The organism is Lactobacillus sp. B3795 (assembly GCF_026535805.1).
Lineage (GTDB): Bacteria > Bacillota > Bacilli > Lactobacillales > Lactobacillaceae > Apilactobacillus > Apilactobacillus kunkeei_C.
In genome coordinates this window covers 94,585-116,514 of sequence record NZ_JAFNPE010000001.1, presented here as the reverse complement: position 1 = coordinate 116,514, position 21,930 = coordinate 94,585, and the positions used below count along the sequence as shown (strand labels likewise).

Below are 21,930 nucleotides of genomic sequence, written 5' to 3'. Positions count from 1 at the left end.
CCACTCCATCCATAAATTATTATTTATATTAATAATATAATACAAACTAATTTCAAATACTTAGAATAAACTGTTCTGTAAATAAGTTTTAACATTTTGGTAATATTTTTGATATTTCATTAAAAAAAGACATGATTAGTAAGATAATCACGTCTTTTTTACTACATTAGTATAATTCTTCGACTTGTTTTTGAACGTCTGGATGATTTACGAAATCATCGTAGTGGGTGTCGGCTCTTTGAACCATCCCTTTATCAGACACTTCAATGATGTGGTCAGCGATAGTTTGAACAAATTCTCTATCGTGAGAGGTAAAGATTAGTGATCCATCGAATGGAATTAAAGCATCATTTAGTGCAGTAATTGACTCCATGTCCAAGTGGTTAGTAGGATCATCTAGCATCAATACGTTCCCCTTTTGTAGCATCATCTTGGATAGCATACAACGGACCTTTTCTCCCCCTGATAATACCTTGATTTGTTTTTGGATATTATCACCAGAGAATAGCATTCTACCTAGGAAACTACGTAGGAATGGATCATCACTTTCTTCTTTCGAAGCGAATTGTCTTAACCAATCAATGATGGTTAATGAATCATCTTCGAAATCAGAGTTGATGTTCTTTGGCATGTAGCTAGTACGAGTAGTTTGACCCCATACTACTTCACCTTCATCAGGTTCCATCTTACCGGCTAAGATTTGCATTAAAACAGTAGTAGCAACGTCGCTTCTACTGATAATGGCAGTCTTTTCACCAGGACGTAGTGTAAATGTGATGTTGTCTAGAATCTTCTTACCATCAATTGTCTTTGAAACACCCTTTACAGAAACTAGGTCGTTTCCTAAATCACGTTCCTTTTCGAACTTGATGAATGGGTATTTACGTGATGATGGTTGAATATCATCTAGTGTAATTTTGTCTAATTGTTTCTTTCTAGAAGTAGCTTGTTTTGACTTAGAAGCGTTAGCAGAGAATCGAGCGATAAATTCTTTCAATTCTTTGATTTGGTCTTCCTTCTTAGCGTTAGCATCTTGGCGCATCTTAGCGGCTAATTGACTTGATTTCAACCAGAAGTCGTAGTTACCAACGTATAGTGAAATCTTCTTAAAGTCAACGTCACACATCATTGTACATACTTGGTTTAAGAAGTATCTATCATGGGATACAACGATGGCAATGTTTTCGTAATCAGCCAAGAAGTCTTGTAGCCATTCAATGGTATGGTTATCCAAACCATTGGTAGGTTCGTCAAGAAGTAGAATGTCTGGGTTACCAAATAAAGCTTGAGCTAATAAGACCTTCACCTTTTGTCCTTCGGAAAGTTCACTCATCTTTTCGTAATGTAGTGATTCATCAATTCCCACGCTTTGTAGCAATTGTGATGCGTCGGCTTCGGCGTTCCATCCGTCCATTTCGGCGAATTCACCTTCTAATTCAGCAGCCTTAACACCATCTTCATCAGAAAAGTCTTCCTTAGCGTATAAAGCATCCTTTTCCTTCATAATTTTGTATAGCTTTTCGTGTCCTTGAATTACAGTATCTAGAACTTCGCAATCTTCAAAGCCATAGTGATCTTGGTTTAAACTAGAAATTCGTTCATTCTTACCGATTGAGATACTACCACTAGTGGGTTCAATCTTTCCTTCTAGCATTTTTAGAAAAGTTGATTTACCAGCACCATTGGCCCCGATAACCCCATAACAGTTACCAGGTGTGAATTTTAGGTTTACATCTTCATATAGTTTTTTACCAGAAAAATGTAATCCCATATTAGTTACAGTTATCATTTCATACCTCCATCCAATCAATTAAGATAAAAAGGGCCCTTGTTTCTCAATTGAATCAAGGGCGTTTTTATTTATTGATTCTATTAATAACTCAGATAACCATATCATATGAAAACTACTTAGACAAGTTAATTATTATAGAACAGCGTTAATGTCGCTACTTCCACTTGTGATTTCATAAATGTGGTTAATGGTCTTGTCGTCGTGTAATACAGCAACAACGAAGTTAGCAACATCTCTTCTAGGAATGTTCATTCCAGCTACTCGTTGTTCGATTACATCGACCTTACCAGTTTCTTCATCGTTGGTTAAAGCTGATGGTCTAACAATGGTGTATTCTAGGCCACTATTTCTTAGTTCAACGTCTGCGTAGTGTTTGGCGATGTAGTAGCCATGCAAACCAGAATCAGCCCAGAAGCTTCTATCGTCAGCACCCATGGCACTAACCATGAAGTAGCGAGTAATGCCAGCTTGTTTAGCAGCTAGCATTGACTTTACGGCACCGTCTAAATCGATAATCAATGTTTGATCATCTCCGGTAGCACCACCTGAACCAGCTGAGAAGACAATCTTATCAATGGCGTTGTTAGTGTAAACCTTAGCCATGTCTTCAATTGTGCCGTTTAAATCAAAGATAACTGGTGAAACATTTTCCATATCCTTGTATTCAGCGAATTGCTTGTCGCTTCTTACTCCGGCAAAAACGTTATCTCCTGCTTTACCTAACTTTTCTACCATATGAATACCAACGTGGCCATGGGCCCCAATTACTAAAACGTTACTCATTATATTCATCCTTTCCATACTTACTTATTAATAGTAATTCTATCAAGAATGGTAATACTCATAAAACGATTTGCTCAAAAAAAGACGACCATCTAAGATAGTCGTCTTTTTACCATAATTGTTTTTTTAAGCGTTTTGTCTTTAATTAATTGTTTTTATTTTCTTTTATCAATAACTGGAACGTTACCATCAATCATTCCTGAGTCACCAGATAGGATTAATGCATTGTACATAACGTCGAATTTCAAGTTTTGTTCTAGGAATGATCCACTGTAGTCTTTGTAGTAGATAGGTCCTAAGTCTGAATCCATACTTGCGTTAAAGTCTTTGTCTTCTAAATCAGGGTCAACTGCAATCAAGTCAAAAGATGTATCAATCGCACATGAACCTGCGTCAGAGTAATTTCCAACACCATCATCTAAGCTCAAGAAGAACTTTGCGTCGCCTTGTACTTTGTTTTGAATCTTTTCTTTTGCTGCATCTGTAATAGTTAGTTTCATAAAAATGAACCCCCTTCATTTATATTACAAGTACCTATGATACTCGAATAAAATCTTGTGTCAATAGTTTGTACACGATTTAATTAAATTTTACGCTATTTTTTATTGGCGGTACCAATCATAAATCTTTTTAGCACCGTCATAATCAATATAATGAACTCCGGCAATTTGCGCAGAGTCACCTTTTCTAATCCTGATAACGATGTGGGCCAGGTTATTTCTCTTCATGAACACGCTAGATTCAAAGCGCATACTTTGAATTTCGTGCCATCCAACATAATAAGTCCTTTGTTTGAATAAAAAGCCGTTGGATACAATCAGGTAATCATCTTTAGTATCACCTGTTAACCCAATTGAACTAACCCGGTACTTAAAGTATGCATTACCTAAAGTGTAAAAGAAAGTAAAAACACCGATTACAACTAAGGAATCTGATAATGTTGTCCAACCAACAAAGTAAATCACGATTGGTATGATTAACAATATCCAATCAAAATTTCTGAAGAACAACCAGATTGATCGTTTACGGGAATTGAATTTTTTGACCGTTTTTAACGGTATCCATTCAAAGAAATCATTCATCATTTCAGTGTACTTGTGTGAATTTAGGATTGGTAATACCACCGCTTGTGATGATTCAGCGTCATTCCCGTCTGAAGCCATGATAATCTTGACGGTCATAATCTTTAGCAGCTTTCCCATCACATTTTGCTCTACCAAAACACTTTGAATTCTATCGGTGGATAGTCGAACCTTGTTTCTAGTAAATAGTCCCTTTTCGTATTCAAGATACTTACCCTCTTTTACCAGGGTAAAATCATAGAATTGAAACATCGTGTAGATAAACGATAGTAATAACGCGATTATAATCGCCATGATTGAGAAGGCAATCAAGCTAACCATGTTAGAGCCAAAGCCCTTTTGGTAGATGCTAATAGCGAAATCTAACACTGCCCCATGGGTAATGTGGGCAATCAAAAACATCGTAATGAAGACCCTAAAACTAGTAAAGGTATATAGCGCAATGTCCTTAGTAGAAATCTTGTATTGAGCATAATCACTGCTTTTAGTTGTTTCTTCTTCGGCCTTATCCTCAATCTTTGCAACCTCAGTCTTTTCTACTTCATCGTTATCATCAATATCTTGGTTTTGGTATTGTTTGTGCTTTTCTTCTAAAATCGCACCAACATAAGTCTTAACAGCACTCAAAATGATTTGATCGCGAGAACCACTCTTGCTAGCGTTGTTAATTTGTAGTTTTTCAACGTCAAAGGGTCTAAATAAAAAGAACTGACTGTGTTCAATCGATTGGATTCTGGCGTATGGAACGTGGATGACTTTTTTGAAGATAACACCCTTCTTGATTACGATTTGTTTATCTTCAATTGAATAGGTAAAACAAAGGTATGAAAGAATGTCCCATATTATCGTAACAATTACGAATATAATTCCTAATTTAAAGCTATTAATGTGTAATGGATTGCCAATAAAAGAAGCTAAAAACATCGCTAACAAGGTGTCTTCAAGACGACTCACTAAGTTTAATGGACTTAGGTGCTTATCTTGCATTTCTGGCCTCCATCGCTAATCTCATCACTTGGGTCTTAATGTTTTCTGATTCTTCCTTGGTTACTGCAGCAATTTCATGACTGTCAGCAGAAGTATAAATGCTAATCTCATACAGGTTCTTATGTCTTAGAATTGGGCCTTGTTCGATATCAACGTTTTGCACACGAGCAATCGGAACAGTGGCTTGTTCTCTAAAGATAAAACCTTTTTTTATTTCAACACGATCTTCATAGATGGCGTATTGATGAAAAGCATAACGGTATGGGATTGAAATCATGTCCACTAGCGCCAATAACACTAAAATGATTCCTAAGACAGGTAGGATGTATTCAACGTATTTCCAGTCCAAATACTTCACGACAATTGTGGCAATGGTGAAGATAATGATTTCGACAATAATAGTAATAATGGCTGAATATAACCATACTGTTTTGACGCTCTCAGGTAGTTTCTTCATTTATATTCTCTCCTCGATGTTGCTATTTTATTCTCTCTAAATCTAGTAACAAGTTGTTAAAGTCGGCTAACTTACGGTAGCCTTCTGAATAGTCGACGTTTAAAATACGATGGGTTGGAATAATCAGAATTAACGGATTAGTAACCACTGCATCTTGTACGTCTGACTCCTTAAAGCCATATGTATCACAGAACTCCTTGATATCCATGGTATCGCCATAATTGATATCATCAATCTTTTGATAGATTTGTTCGTTTAATTCGCTAGTTGATAAATCGACTGGTACCTCAAAGTGTCTGCGAGTTCCATCGATGTATTCGCGAAGTTGAATTTTGTATTCTTCTGTTTTCCTACGATTAAATACGAATTCAGCATCTAATTTAGGGTAAAAGTTATAAATATTGGAAATTCCTGTATTGGGGTTATTAATGAAGTTAATCCCCTTTCTGGTACAGGTAAAATAGATTTTTTGCTTTTTGTATTCGACTTGATCCCAGTATAGTTTTTCCATTGGTATCCTTCCTATCTCTAGTATTATTAATATCTTACCATAACTTAGTTTTGGTTTTAGACAAAAAAAGACACGACGCTATGTCGTGTCTTTTAAAGTATTAAGCTACTCGAGCGTAGCCAGCAACTGGCCACCAAGGTTCATGAATCTTTTCTGTAATAACACCACGGTTTTGTGCATCGATCATTCTGTCATGACCAATGTAAATACCTACGTGGTAAATTGAATTACGACTGTAACCAAAGAATACCAAATCACCTTTTTTGATGTGTTTTCTACTTACATGTCTGTTGGTGTTGTATTGCATTTGGGCTGTTCTTGCCAAGTATTTGTGCGCACCATGACGGTAAGCATATTGGGTAAAACCAGAACAATCAAAGCTATATGGACCCACGGCACCATATACATATGGGTGACCTAACTTACTTGAAGCTGATCTATATAGACTTGAGAATCCTGACTTACGAGCCTTCTTGTGTGTAACCTTCTTAACAACCTTACGTGCTTTCTTCTTAGCAGCTGGTTTCTTGTAGGCCACTTTTCTGGTTTTCTTCTTATGATTAGGCTTCTTTGCGACGTGACGCTTCTTAGCCTTCTTCTTTTTGTATACCTTGTGTGTTCTCTTATGATGAACTTTGCTAGCGCTTGCGTTGGTAACATCGGTTGCAAACAATGTAGCCATCGCCAAAACAGTCAACATTATTAACATGATTGTCTTTTTCGTTTTTGTTTTGTTCATAGCACTTTATTCCCCGCTTTTAAAAATTTTATACTTTCTTAACTTATGACTAAAGTATAGCTACAAAATGCTACATAACAGGAACAAAAGTATTTCAAAAACATGAAAAAATGTTACCTAAATGTTACATCCAATGGTTTTATAATATAAATCGTTCTATAATTAGAACTATACTTAACAACTTTTAAGAATAAGGTGATTTCATGGATTTATATTCATATGACTACTTAATCCATCCAAATACTATCGTTACATATTTGTTATTAGCACTAGCGGTAATTGTTGGATTAATGATTATTTTTAACGGTTTTAAATACATGCGCGATAGAACCAACTTAAAATATCGTGACATATTTATTACCATGATTTTGATTGCGATACTATCAATCAGTATCGGATTCAGTAATATTTTGCAACAACGCAACTCTTCGTCGCAAAATTCTCAAACTACTGAAATGGTTAAGGCCATTAGTCGAAGCAAACATATTTCTACATCAAAGATTTACGTTAGCTCCCCTCAATTAACTAATGGCATGACCGTTAAGGTTGGCGATAAGTTCTACCAAGCAACTTTCAACTCCAGTTTTAACAGTTACCAACTTCAACCAATCCAATTAATTCCTACCAATATTACTTATCACGACAAACCATCACTTCAAATTGGTGACTTGAACAAGGAATACTTGGTAATCCTATTTAAGTTCTTAATCGGATTCGTCGTATTAGTAATTCAAATTAACATTTCTGGTAAAGGAAACTTGGCTCCTTCTAACGCGGTTGATCAAATTCAAAACTATGTTCTTGGGGGTATCATCGGGGGTATGATTTACAACCAACAAATCAGCACACTACAATTCTTCATCGTATTGTTAATCTGGTCATTGGTTATCTTTACCAGTCGTATCCTTAGTCGTCAGTTCTCGATATTCCATCGGATTTTCAATGGTGAACCACAAAACATCATTACCAACGGTATCGTTAACGTTGATACTGCCCTAAAGAATGGTATGTCGGCAGCCGATTTAGCATTCAAACTAAGAACTAAGGGGATTAGCAATTTCCAAGACGTTAAGTCAGCTGTCCTAGAACAAAATGGACAACTTACTGTTACCACATTCGGTGATGAATCACTAAGCTACCCTATCATTACAGATGGGACAGTTAATGCCGAAGTCCTAGAAAAGATGGGCCACGACATGGACTGGATTGAACAATTAGCGAAGGATTCACACAAAGAAATTGCCCAAATTTACCTAGGTCAATATGTTGAGGATCACTTGGTAATCATTCCATATCCTACTCACAAGACTCGCCCTTGGTACTACGAATTGGGCGAACGTGTTGAAAACTTCTCCCACAACCACAAGCTAACACCTGAAAGCATTAAGAATGCGAAGGCATTACAACAACTTAAGGAACTTTCAAAGAAGCGTCATTTAGGTGATAAGTCAAACAAAGATGACAAGAAGCCTACTAACCAACGTGGTACAAAAGGAACAAAACAACAATAAAAAAGATAGGTCATACGACCTATCTTTTTTATTTATATTTTTATTTATTGGGATTGTTCTTACTTGAATACCTTGAAACGATCTTCGTCGTCCATGTAATCCTTTGATTGTGCAGGTGCTTCGATTGAACCGAATACCATTTCACCACGTAATCTCCAGCTAGCTGGAATATCGAATTCCTTAGCAACGTCTTCGTCGATTAGTGGGTTGTAATGTTGTAGGTTAGCACCTAGGCCGTTTTCAGCTAAACCAGTCCATACAGCGTATTGTGCGTTACCTTGAGCTTGTTCTGACCAGTCGTAGAAGTTGTCAGCGTATGCTGGGAAGTTCTTTTCTAGACCGTGAACAACGTCCATGTCAGTGAAGAATAGGATAGTTGCGTAACCATTCTTGAAACCGTTGATCTTGTCAGTAGTTGCCTTTAGAGCATCATCACTCTTTAAGTGTGGCTTTAAGTTGTCTAAAGTAATGTCCCATACCTTGTCTTGGTTGTCGTTAAATAGGATAACGGCACGAGTTGATTGGCTGTTGAAAGCTGATGGAGCTTCCTTGATTGAAGCTTTGATGAAGTTTGCTAATTCATCTTGGCTTTGTTCAACGTTACGACCTAAAGCGTAAATAGTACGACGGTTCTTTTGTAAATCTAGTAATTCTGTTTTCATGTTAAGTCTCTCCTTTTGTCATATCTGATTGATTAATTTATATTATATCACTTACTTTTAGTTAGTAAACCTTTTTGTTCAAATTTTTTAATGAACAAATAAAAAGTTAAGTGATATTATTTAAGTATCAGCATAATATTATTTTTCGATGAGGTAAATTAATATGTTTTATTACTTATTTCTAGCGCTCGCTATTATTGGTGAACTCATCGGTACAAACCTATTAAAGATGTCGATGGGTTTTACTAAGATACTGCCAACAATCGGATCGCTAATTTCATTCGCACTATGTTTTTACTTTTTATCAATTGCGATGGTTAAGATTCCGCTAAACATCGCCTACGCTAACTGGAGTGCATTAGGAATTCTTGCCACCACCGCAATCGCATCTTTAGTGTACAAGGAACAAATTAACGTCATGAGCATGATTGGTATTGTCTTTATCATCATCGGTGTCGTTTTGTTAAACCTATTCAGTGCAAAATAAAAACGCTAAGTTAGAATATCTAACCTAGCGTTATTTTTTATACATAGAAATAAATTGAGAAGTACATTAAGATGGTCCCAATCATTACAAAGACGTGCCAAATGACGTGGCCAAATGGAATTCTTGGAATACTGTAGATTAATGCACCCACAGTAAATGCGATGCCACCAAATAGTAGTAATAAGAAACCGTGAATTCCTAGGTAATCATATAGTTTGACGATTCCTAGTAGGCACATCCACCCCATTACAACGTAGATAACAGTAGAAAGTGTCTTTAATTTACCCATCCACAATGCCTTGTAGATGATTCCTAACACAGTCATAATCCAGATTACTGTTAGGATAACCCAACCTAGCCAACCACCAATTGCGATTAGGCAGTATGGTGTGTAGCTTCCAGCAATAAGTAGGTAGATTGCTGAGTGATCAAAGATTTGGAATAGCTTTTCGACACGCGTAAAATATAGACTATGAAACATGGTAGAAGCAATGTAGAAAACTACTAATGTGATTGAGTAAATGACAAAACTAGTAATTCTCATTGCCCCACCAACGTGAACACCATGAATAATCAATGCGACAGCACCAATTATAGCAAGTAGTTCCCCAATTCCGTGGGTGATTGCACTAAAGATTTCGTTTAATAGGTAGTATGTTTTATCCTTAATCCAGTTAAACTTTTGCTTAACTGAATCGGTAGTCTTTTGTTTTAAGTCGTTGTTCATAAATAAAGTACCTCAATTAATGTTTATTTAATTATATAACTATGTAATCTAGTTTTCAATACTAGATGTTAAAGAGTATAAAAAAAGAACCCTATTCGGGGTTCTTTTTATTAATACCAGTTATGTGATAACCAGAATGATTTGGCATTTACCCATGATCCGTAACGACTCTTAACGTAGTTGTTAGCAGTACGTTCTTGGTTCTTATGAGATAAGTTACCACCGTAGTAACTGATTAATAATTGGTATTTACCGTAACATGAACCGTTTGAGGCGGTGTATGATCCACCTGATTCATGGTTAGCAATCCATGCTTTAGCAGCAGCGTTTGCTCTTGATAAATGTTTTCTTACTTTGTAAGTTGAGTGTTTCTTGATACGTCTTGAACTAACAATTTTCTTTACGGCATGCTTCTTAACACGTTTTACAGTGTGTTTCTTAGCTGCTTTCTTGTGAGTTCTTGCTACTTTCTTAGCCTTCTTAGATACTTTCTTGTGTTTACGTACCTTTTTAACATGTTTAGCAGCTTTCTTCTTAGCGGTTCCTTGAACGGTCTTTGTTTGAGCTGGTGTAGTTGGTGTAGCAACTGAATCAGCTTTTGCGGTTTGTGGTATTAAAAACAATGTCGCAATCAATAATGATACCAATACTGCAAAGGTAATCATCTTATTATTCGAATGCATATAATGTTTTCCCTCCTTAAAATTACTTGAATAACATAACTAACCAGTTTTACTATCTTGTTAGAGTTATGTTACAGTAATGTTACATTTTATTTCAGACGTGAAACAAAACTACCTTTAAGTCTGATCTGAAAGCTCTTAAGACTTTTTTAAGATTCATGAAAAAGAATTGACTTTTAAAAGAAAAATGTATACAGTTAGTTACATAAGTAATTAACTATCATTATAAGGAGATGCACTATGAAAACTCTTGAAGTTCAAAGTTTAAACAAGTTCTTCGGAAGAAAACAAGCACTATTCGATGTTTCATTTGATATCGAACCAGGTACCATTCTTGGTCTAATCGGACCAAACGGTGCTGGTAAGTCTACTATTATGAAGAGCATTGTTGGTCTAACCGACTACAACTCAGGTAACATTAAAATTGATGGAAAAGAATTAACTAAAAACAAGCGTAGCAGTCTAGAAAACGTTGGTTCAATGATTGAATCACCTGCTCCATACTTGAACCTAACTGGTCGTCAAAACCTAAAGCTTTTCAATGACGGTTCTACCACCGCTGAAGAAATGCAAGAAATTATGGAAGAAACTCAAATCACTGAATTTGCCGATCGTAAGGCTAAGAAGTACTCATTAGGTATGAAGCAACGTCTAGGAATTGCCATTTCATTGCTTAACCACCCTAAGCTACTTATCCTAGATGAACCTATGAACGGTCTAGATCCTCAATCAACTCATGATTTACGTGACCTACTTGTAAAACTATCAAAACGTGGCATTAGTATCCTTATCTCAAGTCACTTACTTGATGAATTATCACGTATCGCTGATTACTATGTAGTAATTAACCACGGTAAGGTAATCAAGAAGTCAGACGCTAAGTCATTCCTATCAGAAGGTCCTAAGACTATTAAGTTCGAAGTTAAAGACACTGACGCTGCTAAGAGTGCTCTTGAAGCAGCAGGTTTTACTGCCACTATTTACGATAAGACTGTTGAAATCGAAGACAACAATGATTCAACTGCAATGAACGCTGGTCTATCAGCATTGAACCAAGCAGGAATCGAAATTGAAAATGTTTCAAGAAACCAAACTGACCTAGAAGAATCACTATTGAAGCTTCTATCAAGCGATAACAACAAGGAGGCTAAATAATGTTAACTTTAATCAGACAAGAACTATACAAACAATTACACGGTAAGTTTTACATTGGCTGGGGTATCGTTGTTCTAGCAATCACTCTACTAAGTGGATACTTCTATCACAACGGTGGAACTGCTCTTAGTGCTATAAATACCAGTGGACGAGTTTTTGGTAATGGACTATCAATGGTTTTAATCGCGATGATTGTTTTTGCTAGTTCATTATTAACTAAGGATTTCGCAAACAACACTGTTAAGTACCTATTTGCTCGTCAATTCTCTCGTGGTAAGATTTTAATTTCCAAACTAATCACTATGGTATTTATGTTTGTTTACCTTGTAGTAATCACTTTTATTTCAACTGCAATTGCAAATGTATTATTCAATGAAAACCGTGCATTCCTATGGCATGATATTTTCGGATACCTTATCGGAATGGCTTTCTACCTATTCTTAATGCTTTCTATCGTCCTATTAATCAGTAACATCTTTAAGAGTAACGCTGTTGCGATTGCTTTTGGTATCGTCTTCTACTTCGTATCAAATGTTATTAACGTATTCTTAAACATTCTTGTAGACAAGATGGAATGGATTAAGTACAACCCACTTAACTTCTTAAACATCCTAAGACAATACTCAATTCCTGAATACTCACAATTATCAAGATTGTCAGTAACTCAATTAGAAGTTGGATCAATCATTTGGGGAATTATCTTCCTATTAATTACTTACGTTGTTTACAACCGTCGTAATGTCTAATAATAATATAGTAGAAAAAAGCGACTTAATTATTGGTTAGTCGCTTTTTTTATTGGAATGAACGGCCTAAAAGTGATAAACTCTTGTTATTGATTAATTTCGAATAAAGATTTGGAGGCCAACATATTGGTTGATTTATTAAAACAAGAAATGAACAAGAAAAATCGTCTTATTTTTCTTGCAATGGCAGTTTTCTTAGTTATCGTTACTATCCTAATGGCTGTTATTGGTAAAGACACTAGAACCTTAGATGGTTACAAACTAATGAACTCATTTGGTGGAATTACTCCTGTAATCGAACTACTTGCTACTATCATTACTGCAACCAGATTTGCAGGTGTCGACAGTAACAAACAAGTTCGTAAAAATATGGAAAACCACAGCAAGATTACCATCTTCTTCTCGAAGATTTTCACTTGCATGATTGGATACTTCATCCTACTTGCCCTATCAGTTCTAACCATCATCTTCATGAAGTACCTTGTATTTCCTGAAAGTGCCTTTGCTGGTAAGCTAGCACAAGAATTACAATGGGCAACATTAGGTAACATTGCTTACGTATTCATTTTTGAATCATTCGTAATCATGGTTATCGGTTTTTGTAAGACTTGGTACGGTGCCATCGCTTTCGGTGTTGCATTAAACTACATTACAGAAATCATTGCCGGAATCTTCATGATCTTCATTTACAACAACCGTCAACTAATTTGGAACCCATTCAACTTCTTCTTCGTTGAAAAACAAATTCAAGATGGTATGAAGCACATGATGACTCGTCTAACATTGAACCAAATCATTGCCGGTTCAATTGTTTACGCCGGTATCTTCTTTGTAATTGGATTTATCATCTTTGTCTTTATCAGAAAGTTCAAAACAGATGATGAACTAATCGCAAAACGCCAAGCTAAGAAAAACAAAAAGCAAAAATTACAAACTGCATAATATTCCTTATATATTGCACTCAAATAGGCACCGTGAGTAAAATCACAGTGCCTATTTTGTTGACCAATTTCAATTTAGTGATATTCTTTAATATTGTATACAATATAATCATTTGCTAGACAAAATCCACCGAACGAAAGAAAGGAGTTTTGCATTATGCCAAAAGAAGTAACTCTAAACGATCAAATTTGTTTCCAAATTTCTCGTGCACATCAACTATTCAACAAGTTCTATCAAGAACCTCTAGAAAAATTCAACTTAACATACGTTCAATACATTACACTATTATCACTATGGGAAAACGACGGAGTGACTGTTAACTACCTAAGCCAAAAGCTAGGTCTTTCTAACGGTACTTTGACTCCTCTATTAAAACGTCTTGAAAAAGCTGGCTGGATTACCAGAAACCGTGATAAAGCTGATGAACGTCGCGTCCTAATTCACTTAACACAATTAGGTAAGGACAACAAAGAACCAATCTTGGAATCAGTTCAAGGTTGCTTAAACCGTCTAAACTACAGCGATGACGAATTCGCTGACGCAATGGACACCATTGTTGATTTACAACACCGTTTGGAAAAAACTAACGAAAACGACAAATAGTTTTGTCACTATTTAATTGACACCTGTCTTTTATGAGTATACAATATTAGTTGTTAAGAAAAGACATGTCTATTTGATGGTGCTTTCCAGAGAGGATTACATTTTTCTGTAAGTAATCTATCGCATTCAAATAGTTACCACTTTTCTCTTCTATTAAATCGATATTATTTTTAATGACTAATATGAGGGCATTATGGACTTAACCGTAGTGCTAAAGATGGGTGGAACCACGTTAATACTAACGTCCCTGACACATAAGTGTCAGAGGCGTTTTTTGTTTCCCCACCTCAAATAAATTCAAGAAGGTGGAAGTATTGTCAGAAAATAATGATAAGTTAGAAAGAAAGCTTAGCGCCCGTCATATGAAAATGATTGCGCTAGGTGGAACTATCGGGGTTGGCCTATTCATGGGTGCCAAGTCCACAATCGGTTGGACTGGTCCCTCCGTGTTACTAGACTACGCAATCGCAGGATTATTCCTATACCTAATCATGCGTGCGCTAGGTGAAATGTTATATGTACATCCAGTTACTGGATCATTCTCACAATTTGCCTCAGAATACCTACACCCCGTTTTCGGTTACTTAACCGCATGGAGTAATGTCTTCCAATACATCGTTGTTGGAATCTCAGAAGTAATTGCGATTGGTACATACATGCAATTCTGGTGGCCTCATTTACCAACCTGGTTACCAGGAATCATCGCCATTGTCTTCCTATGTATTGCCAACTTAGTATCAGTAAGTGCCTTTGGTGAACTAGAATACTGGTTCGCCCTAGTCAAAGTTGTTACCATCATTGCCATGATCATCATTGGTTTGGTCATCATTGTCTTTGGTTTTAATGGTATTCACCCTACTGGTATCTCAAACATTTGGAGTCATGGTTTCTTCGCAAACGGTTTTAAAGGATTCTTCTTCGCCCTAGCAATTGTAATTGCCTCATACCAAGGAATCGAATTAATTGGTGTGACTGCCGGTGAAGCTGAAAATCCTAAGCAAACACTAGTGAAGGCCATTCAAGATACCATTGGTCGTATCCTAATCTTCTACATCGGTGCCATTTTCGTTATCCTAAGTATTTATCCTTGGGACAAGATTAGCCAAATCGGTTCACCTTTCGTAGAAACATTCTCACAGGTAGGTATCACCGCGGCTGCTTCAATCATTAACTTCGTTGTGGTAACCGCTGCACTATCAGGATCTAACTCAGGAATTTACAGTGCTAGTCGTATGGAATTCTTACTATCTGAAGAAGGTCAACTTCCAAAGGTATTCAAGAAGTTAAACCGTCATGGTGTCCCATATGTCTCAGTAATTAGTATTTCAGCAGGGATTCTAATTGGACTATTCCTAAACGTCCTACTACCAATCTTCTTCCCATCAGCAAACCAAATCTTCGTATATGTCTACAGTTCGTCTGTACTACCAGGTATGGTTCCATGGTTCGTTATCTTGGTATCTCAAATTCGTTTCAGAAAGCAACACCCAGAAGAATTAGTGAACCATCCATTCAAGATGCCACTATCACCTATCAGTAATTACATTACGCTAATCTTCTTAGCAATTACCTTGGTGTTCATGTTCATTAACCCTTCTACTAGAATTCCTTTGATTATCGGAATCTTCTTCCTATTAATCATGACAATTCTATACTTCGTAAAATTCAATCAAAACAACAAATAGGATGTGAGACGTTTGTTGAATAAAATTCATCAATTGTTAAATTCCTTGACATTAATTTTAATATGTAATAACATTTCTTAAATAATAAACATTAGAATTATGTAAGTAAAAATCTTACTGGGGAATTTTTAACGATTGTCAGCAAGATCGTCGTGAAGTCAAACCCATGCAATATGCCAGCAATTTTAGCGATTATTTAAAGATTATTTAAATATATTGTATTGGTTATTCATTTTTATAAAAACCCTAGTACAATAGACAATGTAGTACTAGGTTTTTTATTACATAATTTCTTATAGGATGGTGAAATATATTGGCAGAAGAAAAGCAAGAAAAGAAACTAGAACGTAAATTAAGTTCTAGACAGATGCAAATGATCGCCCTTGGGGGAACAATCGGGGTTGGTCTATTTATGGGTGCCAAGTCCACAATCGAATGGACTGGTCCTTCTGTATTGCTAGCATATGCAATTGCTGGTGTGTTCTTATATCTAATTATGAGAGCTTTAGGTGAAATGTTATACGATAACCCAATTAGTGGTTCATTCTCACATTTCGCTTCTGAATACATGCACCCCGTGTTCGGTTACTTGACCGCTTGGTCTAACATCTTCCAATGGGTTGTTGTTGGTATTTCAGAAATGATTGCTATTGGTACTTACATGCAATTCTGGTGGCCATCAATTCCATCTTGGGTACCTGGTATTATCGCGGTAGTATTCTTATGTATTGCCAACTTAATCTCAGTTAGTGCCTTTGGTGAATTGGAATACTGGTTCGCTTTAATTAAGGTTGTTACTATTATCGCAATGATCATTGTCGGTTTAGTAATCATTGTTTTAGGTTTCAATGGTGTTGGCCCTACTGGTATTTCTAACCTATGGTCACATGGATTCTTTACTGGTGGTTTCAAAGGATTCTTCTTCGCACTATCAATCGTATTCGCTTCTTACCAAGGAATCGAATTAATTGGTGTTACTGCTGGTGAAGCTGAAAACCCTAAGAAGACTTTAGTTAAGGCTATCCAAGACACTATTGGTCGTATCTTAATCTTCTACATTGGATCAATCTTCGTAATGCTATCAATCTACCCATGGGATAAGATTGCAAACATTGGTTCACCTTTCGTAGAAACATTCTCACAAGTAGGTATTACTGCTGCAGCTTCAATCATTAACTTTGTTGTTTTAACAGCCGCTCTATCAGGTTCTAACTCAGCAATTTACAGTTCAAGCCGTATGTCATACCTATTAGCACAACAAGGTCAATTACCTGACAGATACAACAAGATTAACAAGCACGGTGTTCCATACATCTCTGTTATCTCAATTGCTACTGGTATTTTATTGGGAGTTGTTCTAAACGTAGTTCTTCCTCTATTCTACAAGGGAGCAAACCAAGTATTCGTATACGTATACAGTTCATCTGTTCTTCCAGGTATGGTTCCATGGTTCGTAATTATCATGTCAGAACTTAAGTTTAGAAAGCAACATCCTGAAAAACTAATTGGTCATCCATTTAAGATGCCACTAGCACCTTTCTCAAACTATCTAACATTACTAGTACTATTCGTTACTTTAGTATTTATGTTCTTCAATGATGATACAAGAATTCCATTGATTGTAGGAATCGTCTTCTTAGCATTAATGACAATCCTATACTTTGTTAGATTTAATAAGAAAGCAAAATAATTCATATTAAAACTAATTTAGCCACCCTTTTGCTATTCAAGGGTGGCTATTTTCATGTTAAAATATTAGTTACGTTTGTTTATTATTTACAAACAACATTTGACAAATTAACAAAAACGATTAAAATATAATCAATTTCTAATCATTTTTTAATAAACAAGATGCCATCTTGTTTATACATACGAAAAGAGGTAATTTTTATGGCGAATCTATTCAAACGAATGAATCGAAAAGAAGACCCTAGTGTCTATGAGCAAAAGGATTCTAACTTGGTCAGATCATTGACTACAAAGGATTTCCTTGCTTTAGGAGTTGGAACAATTGTTTCTACTGCTATCTTCACCCTTCCTGGTATCGTGGCTGCAAACAATGCAGGTCCTGCGGTAACTATTTCTTTCTTACTTGCAGCGATTGTTGCTGGGTTGGTTGCTTTATCTTACGCAGAAATGGCTTCAGCCATGCCGTTTGCCGGTTCTGCATATTCATGGATTAACGTTGTTTTTGGAGAATTCTGGGGTTGGGTTGCCGGATGGGCACTCCTAGCAGAATACTTCATCGCTGTTTCCTTTGTTGCAGCTGGATTATCGGCTAACTTCCGAGGTCTAATTGCACCACTTGGAATTAACTTCCCTACATACTTAGCTAACCCTGTCAGTGCAAAAGGCGGATTAGTTGATATTTGTACCGTTGTTGTAATTTTGATCGTAATGTTCTTAATTACACGTGGTGACAAGCAAACTTCTCGTGTTGAAAATGTATTAGTAATTTTAAAGGTAGCTGCCGTATTAGTATTTATCGTTGTCGGTGCTACTGCCATCCACTTCGCAAACTACGTTCCATTTATTCCTGCTCACCATGTTAATGCCGATGGTACTAACTTTGGTGGCTTCAGTGGAATCTACGCTGGTGTTTCAGTAATTTTTCTATCATACATTGGTTTTGATTCAATTGCTGCAAACTCAGCAGAAGCAAAGAACCCTCAAAAGACAATGCCTAGAGGTATCATTGGTTCCCTAGTAATTGCTGTTACACTATTCGTTGCCGTATCACTAGTCCTAGTTGGTATGTTCAAGTACACTAACTACGCTGGTAACGCAGAACCAGTTGGTTGGGCCCTACGTCAAGCTGGTCACCCAATCGTTGCTTCAGTTGTTCAAATTATTGCCGTTGTAGGTATGTTCACTGCCCTAATCGGTATGATGATGGCAGGTTCACGTCTACTATACTCATTCGGTAGAGATGGAATGCTACCTAAATTCCTAGGTAAGGTTAACAAGAAGAGTCACCTTCCACTAAATGCAATCATTACTATGACTGTTATCTCAGTTGTTATTGGTGCCTTCCTAACATTTACATTCCTATCACAACTAATTTCAGCTGGTACATTGATTGCCTTCATGTTCGTTTCAATTGGTATTTACCCACTTAGAAAACGTGAAGGAAAAGACATCAACATGCCTGGCTTCAAAGAACCATTCTTCCCTGTTATGCCTGCTCTAGGTTTCCTAGCATCACTAGCCGTATTCTGGGGTCTAGACAACGACGCTAAGATTTATGCACTTGTATGGTTCATCATCGGTATGGTTATCTACTTCGTATATGGTATGCACCATAACACTAGAAACCAACAAGCCGAAGTTAAATCAAATGATAATGAATAATTAAAACCACAAAAAAGAGGACTCGTTTGAGTCCTCTTTTTATTTGCTATTTTCTTACGTATAGGTCAATCCAACCTTCACTATGATCTTGATTGTTGAATCTCATGTGACGAAGTCTGATGTAGTGTTCCTTTAGGAATTTAGTATCAGCTTTCCATAGTCTCCAGCCCTTACGGTACTTGGTAACTACGAATTTGTATTTTAGTGAATGTAAGTAATCACGTTGTGCATCATACATTGGTCTGTATGTGATGTTATTTCTGATAAAGAAACGATTATCAGCATGGGTTCCTGTGTAGGTGTATAGACCCACGTCTAGGAAACGGTAGTTCAATAATGACTTATCCTTAGACTTATTGATGATCTTTGAATATTCATATTGATATGATTGGCTAGGCTTTGAGTAATGTAAGCTTGTACGGTAATTTCTGTTTGTAACAAAGATTCCCAATAAAGCAATTACGGATAATGCCCAGATTAAATACTTCTTGTTATATAGATACTTATCGACTAGTAATCCTAATTCGAACAAGTAGAAGATGATGAATGGTTCACACGCGAATAGGTAGTATGAAAAACTAGCGCCACCAACTTCGTAAGTTGCTAGGATATCGATGAAGACAATTAGGACAAGTAATACCTTGTTACTATCGTGCATCTTGGCTTCACGCATGTATCTAACCACCGCACAAATGAATAGTGCAATCATTAGGTAGTAAACAGTTCGAATAATCACTAGGTGATGTGAAAAACCAAATGTTGGGTATTCCATCTTAAAAAGCGTGTATGCGAACGATTCGTTTTGCACATGGTAATGTGTCAAGTTTAGGTAGAAGTAGTCGTTAAATAAGAATTTTAAGGCTCCTGTGGCCCAATAAAGAATAATGATTGGTAATGTAATGGATAAGAATCCGATTAACGCGTCTAAGATGATCACAAACAACTTTTTAAAGCGTTTAGTGAATAGACATGCTAAACCAACATAAATAAAGAAAATTACCCATGGAATAACTAATGAATATTTAATCCAAAATAGAATTGCAACAAAGCATCCATTAACTATGTAGTAACGACGTGGCATTTCAAACCAGTTGTATTGAATACATGAGTATAGCAAGATTAATACAAAGGTCATAGCGTATTCTTCTGGTAAGTCACCATAGTAGAAAATACGGCTGGTAAATGCCAATGGGATAAATAAGAAGCTACAGAACATTGCTGTTCTAGCACTTAATTTCATTGATAGAATTCTGTTAATGTACGCGATATCTAGGAACAACAACAATGATTCAATTACATAGATAAATGTAAAAGAGTTGTATGAAAAGATCGCATTCGCGGAATGAATTAAGTAAATTAATGGTCCCCTATTATCAAATAAATCTTTGTAGGGAAGTAATCCGTGTAGTAATCCTTTTCCAACAGTATACATTGTATTCGCATCTACTGATCTGTTAAATTCGTAGAACGGCGAAGCTGTTGTTAAAAAGAACATACAAACAAAACTAATCACTAACATCAAAATATTCTTAGCGGTTAGTCTATTTATAATTTTTTTCATTTTCTCACCTCATCTTGTAATAATAATCCAATAAAAATAAAATAGCTATAAAAAAATTCCCTAAAATGAAATTTTTAGGGAATTTTTCAACTTTAATTAAGAATTTTACTTTTCTTCTTGCGCTTGAGCAGCTTGACCCAAAATGTTTAGGTAGTGGAATGGACGGTCAAAGTTTGGTTGGAATAACATATCAACCATTGCTAAGTCATCGATTGTGTTCTTGTTTTGGATAAGAACTGATAATGTGTTAGCTGATTGAGAAATGTCGTAACGACTCATTAATGATCCACCTAAGATACGACGAGTGCTTGGGTCGTATACTAGTTCCATTAATACCTTTTCAGTTGTTGGCATGAATTCTGGACGGTAGTTATCTTCTACGACTACTGAGCTTGCCTTCATACCTTTTCTTTCGGCCATACCAACTGTCATACCAGTTGAAACTATTGCGTAATCGTATAGTTGTAAACCAGATGATGATTGAGTACCCATGTACTTAGTTGTTGGCTTTTCAATGTTTTGACCAACTAGAATACCTTGACGAACAGCGTTAGTTGCTAGTGGAATGTATTCGTTAGTTTCACTTGGGTTGAAGTGCACAGCAGCACTGTCACCGGCAGCGAAGATGTCTGGGTTTGATGATTGCATGTATTCGTTAGTGATGATAGCACCGTTATCCATCATATCAACCTTACCAGTTAATAGTTCAGTGTTTGGTTGGAAACCAACACATAGGATAGCCATGTCAGCCTTAATGTCGTGATCACCAGTTGATAATGTTAATTCGTCATCACCTGAGAACTTTTGAACACGAACACCTAGTTCTAGTTTTACGTTGTGGTCAGCGTATAGTTCTTCAATCTTGTCAGTGAACTTCTTGTCGAAGTACTTTGATAGTACGTGGCTGTCACTGTTAATCAAAGTAGTTTCGTGACCGTGGTTTGAGAATGCTTCTGCTAATTCAGCACCGATGTAACCAGCACCAACAACGGCGATACGCTTGTGGTCCTTAGCCTTTTCAAATAGGATTTGAGCATCGTGCCAGTTCTTGCAGAAGAATACGTTCTTGTTATCGCGACCTTCGATTGGAGGAAGAACGGGACGTGAACCTGTTGTCATAACAAGCTTGTCGTACTTATCAGTAAATACGTCATGTGAATCCAAGTTTTCAACTTCGATTGTCTTAGCGTCAGTATCTACAGACTTAACACTGTGTAGCATTTTAACGTTTGCACCTAAATCAGATAGTTCCTTAGGGTTTGAGTAGAATAAACCTTGAGGATCCTTAACCTTACCATCTAGATATAAAGCGATACCACATGATAGGAATGAAATGTTGTCATTTCTTTCGTATACAGTAACTTCTGCATCTGGGTGTTCTTTTAAAATTTGTTTAACAGCGAATGTACCTGCATGTGTACAACCAATAACAATAACTTTCATATTGTAATACCTTCTCTATTCTG

21 protein-coding genes are annotated in these 21,930 nt (G+C 36.4%); 9 read left to right on the top strand and 12 right to left on the bottom strand.

The annotated features are described in order from the left end of the window. Positions 1–166: 166 nt before the first annotated feature. The 7 genes from J3U50_RS00540 to J3U50_RS07320 form a co-directional block, all read right to left on the bottom strand. Entirely contained in the window at positions 167–1,789 is a 1,623-nt protein-coding gene (locus tag J3U50_RS00540) for an ABC-F family ATP-binding cassette domain-containing protein (RefSeq protein ID WP_034532404.1), read from the bottom strand. Positions 1,790–1,924: 135 nt separating this feature from the next. Next, the gene (locus J3U50_RS00535; RefSeq protein ID WP_301945348.1) at positions 1,925–2,575 is read right to left on the bottom strand and encodes an SDR family oxidoreductase; all 651 of its coding nucleotides are present in this window, start codon (positions 2,573–2,575) and stop codon (positions 1,925–1,927) included. 155 nt (positions 2,576–2,730) lie between these two features. Next, complete coding sequence (locus tag J3U50_RS00530) at positions 2,731–3,075, bottom strand: iron-sulfur cluster biosynthesis family protein (RefSeq protein ID WP_034532401.1); 345 nt, start codon at positions 3,073–3,075, stop codon at positions 2,731–2,733. Between the two features lie 102 nt (positions 3,076–3,177). Continuing rightward, on the bottom strand, positions 3,178–4,644 hold the full coding sequence (locus J3U50_RS00525; protein WP_301945347.1) for a PH domain-containing protein: 1,467 nt from the start codon (positions 4,642–4,644) through the stop codon (positions 3,178–3,180). Then, positions 4,634–5,101 carry a PH domain-containing protein gene (locus J3U50_RS00520; RefSeq protein WP_301945346.1) on the bottom strand — a complete coding sequence of 156 codons (468 nt, stop codon included), beginning with the start codon at positions 5,099–5,101 and terminating at the stop codon, positions 4,634–4,636. The genes J3U50_RS00525 and J3U50_RS00520 overlap by 11 nt, the downstream gene beginning before the upstream one ends. 22 nt (positions 5,102–5,123) lie before the next feature. Then, positions 5,124–5,612 (bottom strand): MGMT family protein, encoded by a 489-nt coding sequence (locus J3U50_RS00515; RefSeq protein WP_301945345.1) that lies wholly within the window; start codon positions 5,610–5,612, stop codon positions 5,124–5,126. 100 nt (positions 5,613–5,712) lie between these two features. Then, positions 5,713–6,351, bottom strand: a complete 639-nt coding sequence (locus J3U50_RS07320; protein ID WP_368042529.1) for a C40 family peptidase — start codon at positions 6,349–6,351, stop codon at positions 5,713–5,715. Between the two features lie 203 nt (positions 6,352–6,554). Here J3U50_RS07320 and J3U50_RS00505 point away from each other — a divergent pair, with 203 nt between their 5' ends. Further along, complete coding sequence (locus J3U50_RS00505) at positions 6,555–7,862, top strand: DUF3290 family protein (protein WP_301945344.1); 1,308 nt, start codon at positions 6,555–6,557, stop codon at positions 7,860–7,862. Positions 7,863–7,921: 59 nt separating this feature from the next. Here J3U50_RS00505 and J3U50_RS00500 read toward each other — a convergent pair whose 3' ends face one another. Further along, the gene (locus J3U50_RS00500; protein WP_301945343.1) at positions 7,922–8,524 is read right to left on the bottom strand and encodes a nitroreductase family protein; all 603 of its coding nucleotides are present in this window, start codon (positions 8,522–8,524) and stop codon (positions 7,922–7,924) included. 163 nt (positions 8,525–8,687) lie between these two features. On the opposite strand from J3U50_RS00500, the gene J3U50_RS00495 reads away from it, so the two are divergent. Then, positions 8,688–9,011, top strand: coding sequence for a multidrug efflux SMR transporter (locus J3U50_RS00495; protein ID WP_041153081.1), 324 nt, complete (start codon positions 8,688–8,690; stop codon positions 9,009–9,011). A 37-nt stretch (positions 9,012–9,048) separates the two neighbouring features. Here the strand turns inward: J3U50_RS00495 and J3U50_RS00490 are convergent, their stop codons facing one another. Together J3U50_RS00490 and J3U50_RS00485 are read right to left on the bottom strand one after the other, a co-directional pair. Then, positions 9,049–9,738 (bottom strand): hemolysin III family protein, encoded by a 690-nt coding sequence (locus tag J3U50_RS00490; protein ID WP_301945342.1) that lies wholly within the window; start codon positions 9,736–9,738, stop codon positions 9,049–9,051. Between the two features lie 110 nt (positions 9,739–9,848). Next, positions 9,849–10,421: a hypothetical protein gene (locus J3U50_RS00485; protein WP_301945341.1), complete on the bottom strand. Its 573-nt coding sequence runs from the start codon at positions 10,419–10,421 to the stop codon at positions 9,849–9,851. 240 nt (positions 10,422–10,661) lie between these two features. On the opposite strand from J3U50_RS00485, the gene J3U50_RS00480 reads away from it, so the two are divergent. The 7 genes from J3U50_RS00480 (at position 10,662) to J3U50_RS00450 (ending at position 18,903) form a co-directional block, all read left to right on the top strand. Continuing rightward, entirely contained in the window at positions 10,662–11,576 is a 915-nt protein-coding gene (locus J3U50_RS00480; protein WP_301945340.1) for an ABC transporter ATP-binding protein, read from the top strand. Beyond that, positions 11,576–12,322 carry an ABC transporter permease gene (locus tag J3U50_RS00475; RefSeq protein ID WP_301945339.1) on the top strand — a complete coding sequence of 249 codons (747 nt, stop codon included), beginning with the start codon at positions 11,576–11,578 and terminating at the stop codon, positions 12,320–12,322. The genes J3U50_RS00480 and J3U50_RS00475 overlap by 1 nt, the downstream gene beginning before the upstream one ends. 126 nt (positions 12,323–12,448) lie before the next feature. Next, positions 12,449–13,264 carry an ABC transporter permease gene (locus J3U50_RS00470; RefSeq protein ID WP_054608451.1) on the top strand — a complete coding sequence of 272 codons (816 nt, stop codon included), beginning with the start codon at positions 12,449–12,451 and terminating at the stop codon, positions 13,262–13,264. A 156-nt stretch (positions 13,265–13,420) separates the two neighbouring features. Further along, positions 13,421–13,867, top strand: a complete 447-nt coding sequence (locus tag J3U50_RS00465) for a MarR family winged helix-turn-helix transcriptional regulator (protein ID WP_041153085.1) — start codon at positions 13,421–13,423, stop codon at positions 13,865–13,867. 362 nt (positions 13,868–14,229) lie between these two features. Beyond that, on the top strand, positions 14,230–15,552 hold the full coding sequence (locus J3U50_RS00460; RefSeq protein ID WP_301945440.1) for an amino acid permease: 1,323 nt from the start codon (positions 14,230–14,232) through the stop codon (positions 15,550–15,552). Positions 15,553–15,919: 367 nt separating this feature from the next. After that, on the top strand, positions 15,920–17,242 hold the full coding sequence (locus J3U50_RS00455) for an amino acid permease (RefSeq protein ID WP_301945439.1): 1,323 nt from the start codon (positions 15,920–15,922) through the stop codon (positions 17,240–17,242). A 200-nt stretch (positions 17,243–17,442) separates the two neighbouring features. Further along, the gene (locus J3U50_RS00450) at positions 17,443–18,903 is read left to right on the top strand and encodes an APC family permease (protein ID WP_054608452.1); all 1,461 of its coding nucleotides are present in this window, start codon (positions 17,443–17,445) and stop codon (positions 18,901–18,903) included. 46 nt (positions 18,904–18,949) lie between these two features. Here J3U50_RS00450 and J3U50_RS00445 read toward each other — a convergent pair whose 3' ends face one another. Both J3U50_RS00445 and J3U50_RS00440 read right to left on the bottom strand, forming a co-directional pair. Next, positions 18,950–20,464, bottom strand: coding sequence for a hypothetical protein (locus tag J3U50_RS00445; protein WP_301945338.1), 1,515 nt, complete (start codon positions 20,462–20,464; stop codon positions 18,950–18,952). Positions 20,465–20,569: 105 nt separating this feature from the next. Beyond that, positions 20,570–21,907 (bottom strand): FAD-dependent oxidoreductase, encoded by a 1,338-nt coding sequence (locus J3U50_RS00440; protein WP_054483835.1) that lies wholly within the window; start codon positions 21,905–21,907, stop codon positions 20,570–20,572. Between the last annotated feature and the right edge of the window lie 23 nt (positions 21,908–21,930).